A 14,442-nucleotide genomic window follows, 5' to 3' on the forward strand; every position below is an offset into this window, starting at 1 on the left:
GCCCCCGACCGGCCCCCGACCGGCCCCCGCGAATCGAGCGCCTCCCCCGCCCCCCGACCTGCGCCGCGACCGCCCTCCGTGTCCGACGTGTCCCAAAACACGAGGCGTCCCGGCCCACCCGGCCGTAAGCTCTCGTCATGCAGGTGATCCAGTCCACGAAGCTCGCCAACGTCTGTTACGAAATCCGGGGTCCGGTGCTCGAAGAGGCGATGCGGCTTGAGGCCGCGGGTCATCGCATCCTCAAGCTCAACACCGGAAACCCGGCCGCCTTCGGCTTCGAGTGCCCGCCCGCCATCCTCGAGGACGTGCTGCGGAACCTCTCCGAGGCGCACGGCTACGGCGACGCGAAGGGGCTGCTCTCGGCCCGCCGCGCGGTGATGAGCCACTACGAGACCAAGGGCATCCCGCTCTCCGTCGAGGACATCTACCTCGGCAACGGCGTCTCGGAACTGATCCAGATGTCGATGCAGGCGCTGCTCGACGACGGCGACGAAGTCCTCGTCCCGGCCCCGGACTATCCGCTGTGGACCGCTTCGGTCTCGCTGGCGGGCGGTACGGCCGTGCACTACCGCTGCGACGAGCAGGCCGACTGGATGCCGGACCTCGCCGACATCGAGCGGAAGATCACCGACCGCACCAAGGCGATCGTGATCATCAACCCGAACAACCCGACCGGCGCGGTCTACGACGACGAGATGCTCCGCTCCCTGACGGAGATCGCCCGGCGGCACAACCTCGTGGTCTGCTCGGACGAGATCTACGACAAGATCCTCTACGACGGCGCCACGCACACCCCGACCGCCGCCGTCGCCCCCGATCTGCTCTGCCTCACCTTCAACGGGATGAGCAAGAACTACCGGGTGGCGGGCTTCCGCTCGGGCTGGCTCGCGGTCTGCGGCCCGAAGCACCACGCGTCCTCGTACATCGAGGGCCTGACGATCCTCGCCAACATGCGCCTCTGCGCGAACATGCCGGCGCAGCACGCGGTGGCCGCCGCGCTGCAGGGCCGGCAGTCGATCGAGGACCTGGTGCTGCCGGGCGGGCGGCTCCTGGAGCAGCGGGACACGGCGTACGAGCTGCTGACGCAGATCCCGGGCGTGACGTGCGTGAAGCCGAAGGGCGCGCTGTACCTCTTCCCGCGTCTCGACCCGAACGTCTACAAGATCAAGGACGACCGGCAGATGGTCCTGGACCTGCTGCGGGCCGAGAAGATCATGGTGGTGCACGGGACGGGCTTCAACTGGCGCGAGCCGGACCACTTCCGGATCGTCACGCTGCCGGCGGCGGCGGACCTGGCGGACGCGGTGACCAGGATCGGGCGCTTCCTGGACGGCTACAGCCAGCCCTGAGGCCGACTCCCGACCGACCGCACCCGGGCCTCACCCCCGCCCCACTCGGACTTCACTCAACTTTAGACGGGATCTAAGCTAGGATGGCTCCAGAGCACTGAGGAGGCCATCCCATGTACGAACCGATCCGCCCCAAGTCGGTCCACCGGATGGCCGACGACGCCCACGACGCGTACCCGCACCGCTCCCGCGAGGAGGAGCTGGACATCCAGCTCGCCGGACACCTGTCCGCCCTGCTCGCCGTCACCGACGAACTCGGCGACACCGAGGCCGGCGAGCAGATCGCCCGGCAGGTGGCGCGGTTGCGCGGCACACCGCCCGCGCGCCACGCGGGCCTGAGCGGCTCGCCCTCGCGAGACCTGCACCGCAAGGCGCACGCCCTCGCGGGCCGCGCCCTGCTCGTCGCCGCCTCCCGGCCCGACACGGCCGCCGCGATCCTCGCCGCCGGGCGCATGGACGCGCACACCGCGGCACTGGCCGGGGAACCCACCCTGGCCGCGGCCGGCACCCCCTGACGGCCCCGGTCCGCGCGCCACGAACCGCGCGGACCGGGCGCCACCCACACCCCTACGGACCGACCGCGGCGCCCGTCGTCGGTGCGGTCGACCTGAAGTCCGCCTCGTACACGACACACCGCGGTACGCCCGGCCCGTACGCCTCGGCACCCGCGACGACCGTCCGACCGGTCGCCCCGACCGCGAGGTCCTCGACGACGCCGACGCCCCGGTCGACGGCCTCCCCCCGCTCGTCCTGGAACTCGACCGTCACCGTGTAGGTGCCCCGGCGGCCCGCTTCGCTGGTGACCGACAGTTCCGCCACCGGCCGCCCGGACACCCTGTCGACGGCGCAGCGGGCCACCGTCACGTCCTCCGACGGGAACCGCAGGTTCTCGTGGTTCTCCCCCACGGCGTACACGTACGCGGCGATGCCACCGAGCGGCACCAGCACGACGAGCGAGCCCACCACCCACAGCACCACGACCACCCAGCGCGGCATCGCGCCACCCCCCCTCTTCGGCGGGGTTCACGGTACATCCCCCTCCGGTTCGGTACCGGGATCGCTCCTTCACACCCCGTACACCCAACTCCCCCTGGAATGTGGGTTTCCGCGAGCACGCTGCCCGCGTGAGACGCATCCTGGGAATCGTCCTCGCCGTCCTGCTCCTCGGCGGCGTGGCCGCCGTCCTCGTGACGGGCGGCGACAAGGACACGGGCACGGCAACGAAGACCGTGCGAGGAGTCATCGGGTCGGAGAAGGCGGAGTTCTTCGCCGACCCGCAGGTGGTGAAGGCCCTGGCCGCGAAGGGCTTCACCGTGGGCACCGAGACCTCCGGGTCCTGGGACATGGAGGAACTGCCCCTGGAAGGCTACGACTTCGCCTTTCCCTCCTCCAAGGGGCCGGCCGACCAGCTCCGCGCGAAGGCCCAGAAGCAAGGCGCGGACACGGCGACGACCGCGCCCCTGCGGCCCTTCTACTCGCCGCTCGTCGTCGTCGCGCACAGCGCCGCCGCCCGGGTCCTCGCCGGGAACGGCCTGGCGACCCTCGGCCCGCGCGGCACGAGCGGCACCCTGAAGATGGACGCCTACCTCGCGGCGGCCCGCGCCGACCGGACCTGGCAGCAGCTCAAGGGCTCCGCCGGGCACGCCGAGCTGAGCGGCACCCTCTTCATCACCTCCACCGATCCGCTCGCCTCCAACTCCGGCGCCCTCTACCTCGCCGCCGCGAGCTACGTCGCCGACGGCGGGCGCGTCGCGAACGACAAGGCCGCCGTCACCCGCACGGCCCCACTGCTCCGCAAGCTCGTCCAGGTGCAGGGCTCCCAGCAGTCCGGCTCGGACGCCCCCTTCCGGGACTTCGTCAGCGGCGTCGGCAATCCGCTCGTCCTGGTGTACGAGTCGCAGGTCGCCGCGCAGCTCCTGGCCGGCCGCCCGATGGGGGACCTCGTCGTCCTCTACCCGGACACCACGGTCAACAGCGACCACACCCTCGTACCGATCACCCCGAACGGCCGGGCGCTCGGCGAACTCCTCTCCACCGACCCGGAGCTGCGCAAGCTCGTGGTCCGCCACGGCTTCCGGCCGCAGGGCGCGGCGAACGAGTTCACCACCGCGACCGACCGGCACGCCGCCTACCTCAACCAGACGCTGACCGGAGTCCGCCAGGCGCCCGTGCCCACCGGCAAGGTGCTGCGCGAGATGGCCTCGCGGGCCCGCGACCAGGGGGACACCGCATGACCACGCCCCAGGACCCGAGAAGGACGATGGCCCTGACACCGCCGGAGCACGACACCCCGCTCGTCCTCACCCCGCCCGAGCCCGTTCCCGCGGTCCGCGCGGAACAGGCCTCAGGACTGGTGCCGATGGACGAGGCCACCCGTACGGAGATGTCCCGCCGGGCCGTCGAGTACGTGGGCTCGCTGTCCGGCCTCGACCCGCGCTCCCCCGAGTTCGCGGGCCGCGTCGGCGAGATCGCGGCGCTCGGCGCGGGCGAGATGCGCGCCGCCGCCCAGCAGTCGAACCGCATGCTCGACCGCACGGTCCGCTCGCTCGGCTCCGGCGGCTCGGGAGGATCCGGCGGCTCCGGCGGCGACGCCCAGTCCCGCGTCGGCTCCTCCCTCGTCGAACTCCGGCGCACCGTCGAGGACCTGGACCCCCGAGACGCCCCCGGCAAGGGCCTCAAGGGGCTGCTCTCGAAGCTCCCCGGCGGCAACAGGCTGCGCGACCACGTCGCCAAGTACGCCTCCTCGCAGGCCACCCTGAACCGGATCGTCGGCTCGCTCCGCAGCGGCCAGGACGAACTGCGACGCGACAACGCCGCGTTGCTGACGGAACGGGCCCGGCTGTGGGAGACCATGGGCAAGCTCCAGGAGTACGCGGTGCTCACCGACGCCCTCGACGCGGCCGTGGAGGAGCGCGTCGCCCTCGCGTCCGACCCGGTCCAGGCGGACGCGCTCCGCGCCGACCTCCTCTTCCCCGTCCGGCAGAAGCACCAGGACCTGCTGACCCAGCTCGCCGTCTGCGCCCAGGGATACCTGGCGATGGACGTCGTCCGGCGGAACAACGACGAGCTGATCAAGGGAGTGGACCGGGCGGCGACGACGACCCTGTCGGCGCTGCGGATCGCGGTGATGCTCGCCTCCGCGCTCGAGAACCAGCGGAAGGTCACCGAGCAGGTGAACGTGCTGCGCTCGACGACCGAGGACCTGATCCGCGGCAACGCCGAGATGCTGTCCACGCAGGCCGGCGAGATCCAGCGGATCGCGGCGGACCCGGCCGTGGGCGCCGAGACGCTCCGTACCGCGTTCCAGCAGATCTACCGGACGCTCGACGCCATCGACACCTACAAGGCACGGGCGACGGAGTCGATGGCGGCGACCGTCGAGTCCCTGACGGCCGAACTGCAGCAGGCGAGCGCGCACTTGGACCGCAGTCGCCGCACGAGCGCCCTGGAGGGTGGCACCCCCGCATGAGGACCTCCAAGGCCCCCCGCACCCGCCTCCTGAGGCGTACGTTCGCCGCACTCGGCCTCGCCCTGCTCGTGACGGCCACCGGAAGCTCCTGCGACACCGACCGCACAGGGCCCGACGGCGAGGGCGCGAAGATCGTCCCCGGCGTCCTGCGCGTCCTCGCCTCCTCCGAGCTCACCGACATGGAGCCCGTCCTCGACACGGCCACGCGGACGACCGGCATCCAGGTCCGCCCCACCTACGTCGGCACCCTCGACGCCGTCGAGCAGATCGCCTCGGGCAGGGCCGACAAGGAGTACGACGCGGTCTGGCTCTCCTCCAACGACTACCTCCGGCTCGACCCGGACACCGCGCGCCGGATCACCGCCGAGACGCCGATCATGACCTCGCCGGTCGCGCTCGGGGTGCGGCCCGCCACCGTCGCCCGGCTCGGCTGGGACCCGGCGAAGGTCACCTGGTCGCAGCTGCACCGGGCCGTCGCCGACGGCAGACTCAGCTACGGCATGACGGACCCGAAGCGCTCCAACTCGGGCTTCTCCGCCCTCGTCTCGGTGGCCTCGGGGCTCTCCGGCGCGCAGTCCGCGCTGACCGGGTCGGACGTCCGCCGGGCCACCCCGAAGCTCAAGGAGTTCTTCACCGGGCAGAAGCTGACCTCGGGCTCCTCCGGCTGGCTGGCCGCCGCGTACGGCCGTCGCGACGACGTCGACGCGCTCGTCAACTACGAGTCGGTGCTGCTGTCCTCGTTCCCGTCCGGCGAACTGACCGTGATCCGCCCGACCGACGGCGTGGTCACCGCCGACTACCCGCTCAGCGTGCTCACCTCCGCCCGCCCCGAGGCGAAGGACGCGGCGCGCCGGCTCACCGAGTACCTCCGCTCCCCCGAGGTCCAGGAGCGGATCACCGGGGCGACGCTCCGCCGCCCGGTGGTCCCGGGCGTCCGCCCGGCGTCCGCGCTCGCCCGTGACCTGCGGCGCGAGCTGCCGTTCCCGGGCAGCCGGGCCGTGGCGGACGGGCTGCTCGACGCGTACGACAACACCCTGCGCAGGCCCTCCCGCACGGTCTACGTGCTCGACACCTCGGGTTCCATGAGCGGCGAGCGGCTCGAACGGCTCAAGACCGCCCTCGCCGAGCTGACCGGTGACTTCCGGGACCGGGAGGAGGTCACCCTGATGCCCTTCGGATCGGCGGTGAAGAAGGCCGAGGTCCGTACCCACACGGTCGACCCGGCCTCACCACAGAAGACGCTCGACGCGATCAGGTCCGACGCGGGGAAACTCTCGGCCTCGGGCGGCACCGCGATCTACTCCAGCGTCCAGGAGGCGTACCGCTTCCTCGGCAGGGCGCCCGGTGACACGTTCACCTCGATCGTCCTCATGACGGACGGGGAGAACACCGACGGCGACCCGGCCACCGCCTTCGACGCCTTCTACCGCTCGCTGCCCGCCGAGCAGAAGCGCACCCCGGTCTTCCCGATCCTCTTCGGGGACTCCGACCGTGGCGAGCTCGACCACATCGCGGGCCTGACCGGCGGGCAGCTCTTCGACGCCACCAAGGGGTCCCTCGACGGCGCCTTCGAGGAGATCCGTGGCTACCAGTAACCCGCTGCTGCGGTACGCCGAGTCCCGCAAGAACCTCGTCGGGAGCGCCTGCGGCCTGGCCGGTGTGGGCATCACCCTCACCGGCGCGGCGGGCGCCCTCTGGCCCCTGGTGGTCGCGGGCCTGTACGGGGCGGGGGCGCTGCTCGCCCCGCCGGAGCGCCCGGACACTCCGCACTTCCCGAGCGCCGACGAGCAACTGGGCGCCCTGCGGGTCGACTTCGCCAAGCTCCGCGCGTACCTGGCCGAGGTGGAGCTGCCCCCCGCCCCGCGCGAGCGCCTCACGGCACTCGGCACCCTGGTGGAGGCCCTCCTCGAACCGGGCTGGGTGAGCGACCCGGAGCACCTCCACGTGCTGGCCCGCGCGGTCCGCCTGGACATCCCTGAGGCCGTCGACACGTTCGTACGGACACGGTGGTGGTCACGGTTCACCGCGGGCGCCGAGGCGCCGGAGAGCCACCTCGAACGGCAGCTGGCCGCGCTCCACGAGGAGGCGACGTCGATCGCCGCCGCCCTCCAGGAGGCGGAGGCGATCCGTCAGCACATCCACACGGAGTACGTGGAGGGCCGCGGCGACTGATCGACTACGTTCCGTACATGACGTTCTCCGATCGCCCCGCCTCCCGCCGCACCGTCCTGACCGGCCTGGCCGCCGCCACCGTCGCCGCCCCGTTCTTCGGCCAACTCGCGGCCTCGGCACCGGCCTACGCCGGCACCGAGAACGACCTCTACGACAACAACACCGACCTCTACACCAGCACGGAGAACCCGGTCACGGAGGGCACGGACTACGGCCGCCGGTACAGGCGCCACGAGCAGCTCGACAGATACCTGAGCAAGCCGTCCGCACCGCCGAAGACGGCGATCATGGCCATCCACGGCGGCCAGATCGAGCGCGGCACCTCCGAACTCTGCCTGGCGATAGCGGGTTACGACCCGGCGGACGTGGAGAAGCCGCTCGTCACCCAGGGCTTCCACGACTACTGGATGTTCGAGGGCATGCGCTCGGTCGACAACAGGGAGCTGCACGTCAGTTCGGTGAACTGCGACGACCACGTGGCCCGGGGCATCGCCGCGAGCCACCTCAACGTGCTGAGCCTGCACGGCTGCCAGTACAGCCAGCTGGCCATGCCGGAGAAGATGATCTGGCCCTCGGTCTCCGACCCCAAGCTCGTCGTCGTCGGCGGTCTGAACACGGTCTTCCGCGCGGCCCTCGTGACGGAGCTGAACCAGGCCGGCTTCCCGGCGGTCGACGCCTTCGCCCCCGAGTACGCGGAGAACCTCAGGAACTACGCCGGAGGCATCACGACCAACATCTGCAACCGGACGGCGACCGGCACCGGCGCCCAGCTGGAGATCACCGAGGACATGCGCAGGTCCCTCTTCGGCCCCCAGGTGACGGACTTCGACTGGAAGAGCGGCCGGCTCGAGACCTGGGACAACGCGCGCTTCCGCGGCTTCACGGACGCCTGCCGCCGCGCCATAGCCACCGTCGAGGCCGGCCAGGTCATCCTCTGACCCCGGACGCGGACATGCGCCGGCCCCCGGAGCCTGAGGGGGCGCCGGGGGCCGGTTGCGTCGTGGTGGGCCGTCGTGACCCCACTGGTCAGGGCGGTGTTTCGGGGCAACCCACCACGAGTCTTCGAGGGGACTAGCCCAGGCGCTCCACGAGCGCGCGGTACTCGTCCCACAGCTCCTTCGGCGTGTGGTCGCCGAAGGTGTTGAGGTGGTCGGGGACGAGGGCGGCCTCTTCGCGCCACACGTCACGGTCGACCTTGAGGAGGAACTCCAGGTCCTCGGCCGGCAGGTCCAGGCCGTCGGTGTCGAGGGACTCCGGGGTCGGCAGGATGCCGATCGGGGTCTCGACGCCCTCGGCCTTGCCCTCCAGGCGCTCGACGATCCACTTCAGGACGCGGCTGTTCTCGCCGAAACCGGGCCAGACGAACTTGCCGGCCTCGTTCTTGCGGAACCAGTTCACGTAGTAGATCTTCGGCAGCTTGGCGGCGTCGGCGGTCGCGCCCACCTTGACCCAGTGGGCCATGTAGTCGCCCATGTTGTAGCCGCAGAACGGCAGCATGGCGAAGGGGTCGCGGCGCAGCTCGCCGACCTTGCCCTCGGCGGCGGCGGTCTTCTCGGAGGCGACGTTCGCGCCGAGGAAGACGCCGTGGTTCCAGTCGAAGGACTCGGTGACCAGCGGGACGGCGGAGGCGCGGCGGCCGCCGAAGAGGATCGCCGAGATCGGCACGCCCTTCGGGTCCTCCCACTCCGGCGCGATGATCGGGCACTGCCCGGCCGGCACGGTGAAGCGGGCGTTGGGGTGGGCGGCGGGCGTCTCGGACGCGGGCGTCCAGTCGTTGCCCTTCCAGTCCGTGAGGTGCGCGGGGGCCGTCTCGGTCATCCCCTCCCACCACACGTCGCCGTCGTCCGTGAGGGCGACGTTGGTGAAGACGGAGTTGCCCCACATGGTCTTCATGGCGTTGGCGTTGGTGTGCTCGCCGGTGCCGGGCGCGACGCCGAAGAAGCCGGCCTCGGGGTTGATCGCGTACAGACGCCCGTCCTCGCCGAAGCGCATCCAGGCGATGTCGTCGCCGATGGTCTCGACGGTCCAGCCGGGGATCGTGGGCTCCAGCATGGCCAGGTTGGTCTTGCCGCAGGCCGAAGGGAACGCGGCGGCGACGTACTTCGAGTCGCCGTCCGGCGGGGTCAGCTTGAGGATGAGCATGTGCTCGGCGAGCCAGCCCTCGTCGCGGGCCATGACGGAGGCGATGCGGAGCGCGTAGCACTTCTTGCCGAGCAGGGCGTTGCCGCCGTAGCCCGAGCCGTACGACCAGATCTCGCGGCTCTCGGGGAAGTGCGAGATGTACTTGGTGGAGTTGCAGGGCCACGGCACGTCCTCCTGGCCCTCCTCCAGGGGGGCGCCGAGGGTGTGGACGGCCTTGACGAAGAAGCCGTCGGTGCCGAGCTCGTCGAGGACGGCCTGTCCCATGCGGGTCATGGTGCGCATGGAGACGGCGACGTAGGCGGAGTCGGTGATCTCGACGCCGATGGCGGAGAGCGGGGAGCCGACGGGGCCCATGCAGAAGGGCACGACGTACATGGTGCGGCCACGCATCGAGCCACGGAAGATGCCCTCGGAGCCCGCGAAGAGCTCCTTCATCTCGGCCGGGGCCTTCCAGTGGTTGGTCGGGCCCGCGTCCTCCTCCTTCTCGGAGCAGATGAAGGTCCGGTCCTCGACGCGCGCGACGTCGGTCGGGTCGGAGGCGGCGTAGTACGAGTTCGGGCGCAGCGCCGGGTCGAGCTTCGTGAAGGTACCCCTGGCGACGAGCTCCTCGCAGAGGCGCTCGTACTCGGCCTCGGAGCCGTCGCACCAGACGATGTCGTCCGGCTGGGTGATCTCGGCGATCTCGCTCACCCAGGAGACGAGCTCCTGGTGCTGGGTCGGAAGGGTCTGGGGAGCCGCGTTCTCGCGCGCCACGATTGCTCCTTGTAGAGGGGTTTTTTGGTGTGTGCCCCGTGGGGGCCGCGACCCGGATGCTTCGTAGCTGCTCATCCGGTGCCGACCGCACTCATTTGATCATCCGACGGATCCGCCCATATGTCCAGAGGGCCGCCCACGTGAGCATCGCCACTCATATCCGGGACCTACGGGCGCGTAGGTACGATTCGTTCTCATGACAGCTGCCACGCCGGAAGCCACCCCGATCGAGCTCCCGACGAAGCCCAGGCTCAGAGGATGGCTGCACGCGGGCATGTTCCCCGCCGTGATCGTCGCCGGCCTCGTCCTGGTCGCCTTTGCCGGCACTCCCCGGGCCCGCATCGCCTGCGGGATCTTCGCCCTCACCGCCTGCCTGCTCTTCGGCACCAGCGCGCTGTACCACCGCGGCACCTGGGGTCCGCGCGGCGAGGCGATCCTCCGGCGCCTCGACCACGCCAACATCTTCCTGATCATCGCGGGCACCTACACCCCGCTCACCCTGCTGCTGCTCCCCGACTCCACGGCCAAGCCGCTCATGTGGGCGATCTGGGCGGCGGCCCTCGCCGGGATCGCCTTCCGGGTCTTCTGGGTCGGCGCCCCGCGCTGGCTGTACACGCCCTGCTACATCGCGATGGGCTGGGCCGCCGTCTTCTTCCTGCCCGACTTCATGCGCACGGGCGGCATCGCCGTCCTCGTCCTGGTGATCGTCGGCGGACTGCTCTACAGCGCGGGCGGGGTCATCTACGGCATCAAGCGCCCGAACCCGTCCCCGCGTTACTTCGGCTTCCACGAGGTCTTCCACTCGCTGACCCTGGCCGCCTTCATCGCCCACTACGTGGGCATCTCCCTGGTGGCCTACCAGCACGCCTGACGGACCCGGCCGGCCCGGCCTCTCACGGACGGGCCGGCGCCCCCAGCGCGTCCCTGACCACCCGCGCCGACTCCGGGTTGTCCGCGCACCCCCACACGCCGTGCGGACAGTAGTCGGTGACCGTCTGGTACACCGGCCGGTGCGTCGCGAACCAGTCGAGCATCCCCCGTACGTACGCCGGATTGTCCCCGTTCCGGAAGAGCCCCCACTCCGGGTACGAGACCGGCTTGCCGTGCGCCGCCGCGAACCGGACGTGGTGCTCGAGGCCGTACTCCTCCGCCACCTGGTCCTCGAAGGCGAGCCCGGCGGGCTGGTCGTACGCGTCCAGCCCGATGATGTCGACGACGTCGTCCCCCGGGTAGCAGCGCGGCCACTCCACGGCGTCCCGCCCCCGGCTCGGCGTGAAGTCGAATCGGAACCGCTCCCCCGGCACCGCCCGCAGCACCCCGACCACCCTGCGCCAGTACGACTTCCAGGCCGCCGGGTCCGGCCCGCAGCGATGGCTGTACGTGGTGCCGTTCATCTCCCAGCCGAGCACCAGGACCGCGTCCTCGAGGCCGTGCTCCACCAGCCGCTCCCCCAGCACCCGGAAGTGCCGGTCGAACGAACCCGCGGCACCTTCGCGCAGCCCCTCCCGCACCTCGGCGTCCGGCAGCCCCGCCTCGCTGCGGTCGAGCAGCGGCACGTTGAGCACGAAGAGACGTCCGGGCCTGGCCTTCTTCCAGCGCGCCCAGGGCCCGAACAGCGCCGGATGGCCCTCGATGTTGGACCAGCGGTCGCCCGGCAGATAGGTGTGTCCGACGGTCAGGGTCTCGCCGCCGAGCCAGGCCTGCGCCTGCGCGATCCTGCGCACCCCCGCCTCGTCGGAGCCCGTGAAGAACCCCGAGGGCACCCCGGGCAGCGGCCGCCGCTCCGGTTCGGGCGCGGCCCGGGTGCCGGTGTGCCGCTCGCCCGGCGCGATCCGTTCGGACACGGTCAGGAGCACGAGAACGGCCGCGAGCAGCACGGCGAGTGCGGCCCACGGCCTGAGCGGGGGACGGCTCACGTCAGCTCGTCCAGAATTCCCACCATCGGGTCAGGATCAGCATCCCGATGATCCCGACGTGCAGGACGGGCAGGGCGAACGCGAACTCGCCGAAGAAGGTCCGCAACCCGGCCGGGGCGGGAATCGTCCCGTGCCGGACGTTGTGCGCGGTGACGTACCAGAACATGACGATGGTGGCGACCCAGGCCAGGCAGCACCACAGGCACAGCGCGTTGATCTCGTACAGCGACTGGTACATCAGCCAGGTGCAGAAGCCGACACCGAAGAGCATTCCGGCGTTGAGGCCGAGCCACAGCCAGCCCCGGTAGCGGGCCCCGGCGAGGAGCCCGGCGCCGAGGGCGACGACGACGGCGTACGTGACGAGCCCGAGCATCGGGTTGGGGAAGCCGAAGACGGCGGCCTGCTCGCTCTTCATGATGTTGCCGCAGGAGACGACCGGGTTCAGGCTGCACCCGGGCTGGAAGCCGGGGTCCTCCAGGAGCTTGAACTTGTCGATCGTGATTACCCAGCCGGCGAGCACGCCGGCCGCCCCGGTGATCACCAGCATCCAGGCGAAGGCACGGCCCGCGCCGATCGTCCCCACGGCCTCCCGCGCGGACTCCTCCTCCTGCCGCCGGCCCGGCACCCCGCTCCGTACGTTCACCGTCGCCATGACGCGGCCCTTTCCCGCTCAGCCCTGGAGGCGCCGGACCGGCATCTGGACGTGGGCGCTGTCCGCGAGCATCTCCTCGTCGGAGACGAAGGCACGCAGCCGCGCCTCGTCGACGGGCTGTCCGGGGACGCCCTCGGGCCAGGGGCGCACGGAGCAGATCAGGTAGACCTTGCCGCTCTCGCGGGCGGCCGCCTGCCACTCCTCGGGTACCGGGCACTGCACCTTCAGGAAGGGCAGGTTGAGCACGGCGGAGCCGCCCTCGACGAGCAGCGAGGCGTTGATCCCGGCGTCCTTGTCCAGATCGAAGAGCCGGTCGCCGACGGAGAGGCCCATGGCCTCCAGGGCCGTCCGCATGGCCTGCTGACCGGCCTCCGGTCCGTCCCGGCCGTCGCCGAGCGAGTACGCCATGAGGAACGGCGTCCCGGCCGACTCGGCGGAGGGCTCGCTGGACCACGGAATCACCGTGAGAGTTCCCAGCGGAGAGGCGCTGCGCGCCGAGGAAACGACGTTGGAAGTGGTCATGAATCCGGATGCTAATGCTCCAACCGTCCTTTCCCCGCGCCGCTTTCACCCGAACGGCCGACATTCACGTCGCCGGCATTTCCGCCGCAACGAACGCGGGTTTTCATCGTTGTGCCCCTGAGGGCTCCCCCTGCTCATGGCGAGGGAACCCCCAGCCGACCCCGAGGAGATCACTCATGATCGTCCCGCGCCGCGTCGCACTGCGGTCCCTCTTCGCCCTGGCCGTCACCGCTTTCACCGGCGGCGCGCTCGGCCGCATCGCGAGCCGCCCGCCGTCCGGGGAGCACCCGGCGGGGCCGCGCGATCCGCACGCGTTCGACGAGATGTACGGGGGCCGCCACATCCTGGGCTTCTCCGGGCCCGAGGGCGAGCCGGTGGCCCTCGTCGACGGCCGGCCGCTGCATCTGATGCGCTGCGCCGACGGCGGTTACGTCACCCCGATCGACCACTACGAGTCCTGCCCGACGCCGCGGGCGGCCGTCCGCGCGGCGGTGGACGAGCTGGGCACGGCCCCGCTCTCCCCGCTCGCCGCCGCCCATGGCGTCCACACCGACCCGACGGGAGGGAGCCCGCGTGGTGTACACGCGTAAGAACCAGCGCGATCTGACCGTCGCCGAGCGCCGGAAGTTCGTCGCAGCGGTCCTCGAACTCAAGCGCACGGGGACGTACGACCGCTTCGTACGCACCCATATCGACCACTACACGGCCGACGGAGAGGGCCGTCTCCGGGTCGCCCACATGACGCCGAGCTTCCTGCCCTGGCACCGCAAGTTCCTGCTGGAGTTCGAGACGGCCCTGCGCCGGATCGACCCGACGGTCTCCGTCCCGTACTGGGACTGGACCCGCGACAACACTCCGACGTCCTCGATCTGGGGCGAGGACTTCATGGGCGGCAACGGGCGCCGCGCCGACCTCCAGGTGATGACCGGCCCGTTCGCGCACTCCGGCGGGCACTGGACGATCACCCAGTCGATGACCGAAGGCCGCTTCCTGACCAGGGACTTCGGCCGCCCGCGCGATCCTGTCGCCCTCCCGACGCGGGCGCAGCTCGACGAGGTGATGCGGGAGCGGGTGTACGACGTGGCGCCCTGGAACTCGACGAGCGCCTCCGGCTTCCGGAACCGTCTGGAGGGCTGGGCCCCGGGCCGGGGCAACGAACGGTTCCGCATCCACAACCGGGTGCACCGCTGGGTCGGTGGTCTGATGCTGGGCGGCGGTTCCGTGAACGACCCGGTGTTCTGGCTGCACCACTCCTTCGTCGACCTGGTCTGGTCGCGGTGGCAGCAGCGCAACCCCGGCGCCGCCTATCTGCCGGCGGAGCCGCCGCCGCTCGGGGACGCGCAGTACCGCAAGGTCGTCGCCCGGCACGAGCCGATGGCGCCCTGGGGAGTGTCCCCGGCGTCCATGTTCGACCACAGCCGGATCTACCGGTACGTCTGAGGCCCCCCGCACACACGTGTCCCCCCG

At 71.3% G+C, this 14,442-nt stretch carries 15 protein-coding genes; 10 read left to right on the top strand and 5 right to left on the bottom strand.

Features of this window, described 5'->3' with window-relative positions; all coding sequences use genetic code 11:
* Positions 1-137: 137 nt before the first annotated feature.
* Complete coding sequence (locus tag IO20_RS0112060; RefSeq protein WP_030548793.1) at positions 138-1,349, top strand: pyridoxal phosphate-dependent aminotransferase; 1,212 nt, start codon at positions 138-140, stop codon at positions 1,347-1,349.
* Positions 1,350-1,462: 113 nt separating this feature from the next.
* A complete protein-coding gene (locus tag IO20_RS0112065; RefSeq protein WP_030218002.1) occupies positions 1,463-1,864 on the top strand; it encodes an SCO4983 family protein in 402 nt (133 codons plus the stop codon).
* A 52-nt stretch (positions 1,865-1,916) separates the two neighbouring features.
* Here the strand turns inward: IO20_RS0112065 and IO20_RS0112070 are convergent, their stop codons facing one another.
* Complete coding sequence (locus tag IO20_RS0112070) at positions 1,917-2,345, bottom strand: hypothetical protein (RefSeq protein ID WP_030548795.1); 429 nt, start codon at positions 2,343-2,345, stop codon at positions 1,917-1,919.
* Positions 2,346-2,446: 101 nt separating this feature from the next.
* Here IO20_RS0112070 and IO20_RS0112075 point away from each other — a divergent pair, with 101 nt between their 5' ends.
* The 5 genes from IO20_RS0112075 to IO20_RS0112095 are packed head-to-tail and all read left to right on the top strand — an operon-like array spanning position 2,447 to position 7,928.
* Positions 2,447-3,583, top strand: a complete 1,137-nt coding sequence (locus tag IO20_RS0112075) for a hypothetical protein (RefSeq protein WP_211270364.1) — start codon at positions 2,447-2,449, stop codon at positions 3,581-3,583.
* Positions 3,580-4,818 carry a toxic anion resistance protein gene (locus IO20_RS0112080; RefSeq protein ID WP_037635275.1) on the top strand — a complete coding sequence of 413 codons (1,239 nt, stop codon included), beginning with the start codon at positions 3,580-3,582 and terminating at the stop codon, positions 4,816-4,818. Before IO20_RS0112075 ends, IO20_RS0112080 begins: the two co-directional genes overlap by 4 nt.
* Positions 4,815-6,413 carry a substrate-binding and vWA domain-containing protein gene (locus IO20_RS0112085; protein WP_030548799.1) on the top strand — a complete coding sequence of 533 codons (1,599 nt, stop codon included), beginning with the start codon at positions 4,815-4,817 and terminating at the stop codon, positions 6,411-6,413. Before IO20_RS0112080 ends, IO20_RS0112085 begins: the two co-directional genes overlap by 4 nt.
* Positions 6,400-6,990 carry a prefoldin domain-containing protein gene (locus tag IO20_RS0112090; protein WP_030548800.1) on the top strand — a complete coding sequence of 197 codons (591 nt, stop codon included), beginning with the start codon at positions 6,400-6,402 and terminating at the stop codon, positions 6,988-6,990. The genes IO20_RS0112085 and IO20_RS0112090 overlap by 14 nt, the downstream gene beginning before the upstream one ends.
* 17 nt (positions 6,991-7,007) lie before the next feature.
* Positions 7,008-7,928 (top strand): poly-gamma-glutamate hydrolase family protein, encoded by a 921-nt coding sequence (locus IO20_RS0112095; protein WP_030548802.1) that lies wholly within the window; start codon positions 7,008-7,010, stop codon positions 7,926-7,928.
* Between the two features lie 133 nt (positions 7,929-8,061).
* On the opposite strand, the gene IO20_RS0112100 is transcribed toward IO20_RS0112095, so the two are convergent.
* Entirely contained in the window at positions 8,062-9,885 is a 1,824-nt protein-coding gene (locus IO20_RS0112100; RefSeq protein ID WP_030548804.1) for a phosphoenolpyruvate carboxykinase (GTP), read from the bottom strand.
* 196 nt (positions 9,886-10,081) lie between these two features.
* On the opposite strand from IO20_RS0112100, the gene trhA reads away from it, so the two are divergent.
* Entirely contained in the window at positions 10,082-10,756 is a 675-nt protein-coding gene (trhA, locus tag IO20_RS0112105) for a PAQR family membrane homeostasis protein TrhA (protein WP_030548806.1), read from the top strand.
* A gap of 22 nt (positions 10,757-10,778) precedes the next feature.
* Here the strand turns inward: trhA and IO20_RS0112110 are convergent, their stop codons facing one another.
* From IO20_RS0112110 to IO20_RS0112120, 3 genes are read right to left on the bottom strand one after another with little or no spacing between them, the layout of a single operon-like run.
* Positions 10,779-11,801 carry a glycoside hydrolase family 26 protein gene (locus tag IO20_RS0112110; RefSeq protein ID WP_030548808.1) on the bottom strand — a complete coding sequence of 341 codons (1,023 nt, stop codon included), beginning with the start codon at positions 11,799-11,801 and terminating at the stop codon, positions 10,779-10,781.
* A gap of 1 nt (position 11,802) precedes the next feature.
* Complete coding sequence (locus tag IO20_RS0112115; protein ID WP_037635278.1) at positions 11,803-12,453, bottom strand: vitamin K epoxide reductase family protein; 651 nt, start codon at positions 12,451-12,453, stop codon at positions 11,803-11,805.
* Between the two features lie 18 nt (positions 12,454-12,471).
* Positions 12,472-12,975, bottom strand: a complete 504-nt coding sequence (locus tag IO20_RS0112120) for a DUF5949 family protein (RefSeq protein ID WP_030548812.1) — start codon at positions 12,973-12,975, stop codon at positions 12,472-12,474.
* A gap of 176 nt (positions 12,976-13,151) precedes the next feature.
* Between IO20_RS0112120 and IO20_RS0112125 the strand changes: the two genes are divergently transcribed.
* Both IO20_RS0112125 and IO20_RS0112130 read left to right on the top strand, forming a co-directional pair.
* On the top strand, positions 13,152-13,565 hold the full coding sequence (locus tag IO20_RS0112125; protein ID WP_030548814.1) for a tyrosinase family oxidase copper chaperone: 414 nt from the start codon (positions 13,152-13,154) through the stop codon (positions 13,563-13,565).
* Positions 13,549-14,415, top strand: coding sequence for a tyrosinase family protein (locus IO20_RS0112130; RefSeq protein WP_030548817.1), 867 nt, complete (start codon positions 13,549-13,551; stop codon positions 14,413-14,415). Before IO20_RS0112125 ends, IO20_RS0112130 begins: the two co-directional genes overlap by 17 nt.
* Positions 14,416-14,442: the final 27 nt, after the last annotated feature.

It is taken from the genome of Streptomyces exfoliatus, from assembly GCF_000725545.1.
Classification (GTDB): Bacteria; Actinomycetota; Actinomycetes; order Streptomycetales; family Streptomycetaceae; genus Streptomyces; species Streptomyces exfoliatus.

Coding starts and splice junctions, on each gene's coding strand:
- IO20_RS0112125 (WP_030548814.1), top strand. CDS start 13,152: ATGATCGTCCCGCGCCGCGTCGCACTGCGGTCCCTCTTCGCCCTGGCC.
- IO20_RS0112120 (WP_030548812.1), bottom strand. CDS start 12,975: ATGACCACTTCCAACGTCGTTTCCTCGGCGCGCAGCGCCTCTCCGCTG.
- IO20_RS0112115 (WP_037635278.1), bottom strand. CDS start 12,453: ATGGCGACGGTGAACGTACGGAGCGGGGTGCCGGGCCGGCGGCAGGAG.
- IO20_RS0112060 (WP_030548793.1), top strand. CDS start 138: ATGCAGGTGATCCAGTCCACGAAGCTCGCCAACGTCTGTTACGAAATC.
- IO20_RS0112065 (WP_030218002.1), top strand. CDS start 1,463: ATGTACGAACCGATCCGCCCCAAGTCGGTCCACCGGATGGCCGACGAC.
- IO20_RS0112095 (WP_030548802.1), top strand. CDS start 7,008: ATGACGTTCTCCGATCGCCCCGCCTCCCGCCGCACCGTCCTGACCGGC.
- IO20_RS0112070 (WP_030548795.1), bottom strand. CDS start 2,345: ATGCCGCGCTGGGTGGTCGTGGTGCTGTGGGTGGTGGGCTCGCTCGTC.
- IO20_RS0112085 (WP_030548799.1), top strand. CDS start 4,815: ATGAGGACCTCCAAGGCCCCCCGCACCCGCCTCCTGAGGCGTACGTTC.
- trhA (WP_030548806.1), top strand. CDS start 10,082: ATGACAGCTGCCACGCCGGAAGCCACCCCGATCGAGCTCCCGACGAAG.
- IO20_RS0112080 (WP_037635275.1), top strand. CDS start 3,580: ATGACCACGCCCCAGGACCCGAGAAGGACGATGGCCCTGACACCGCCG.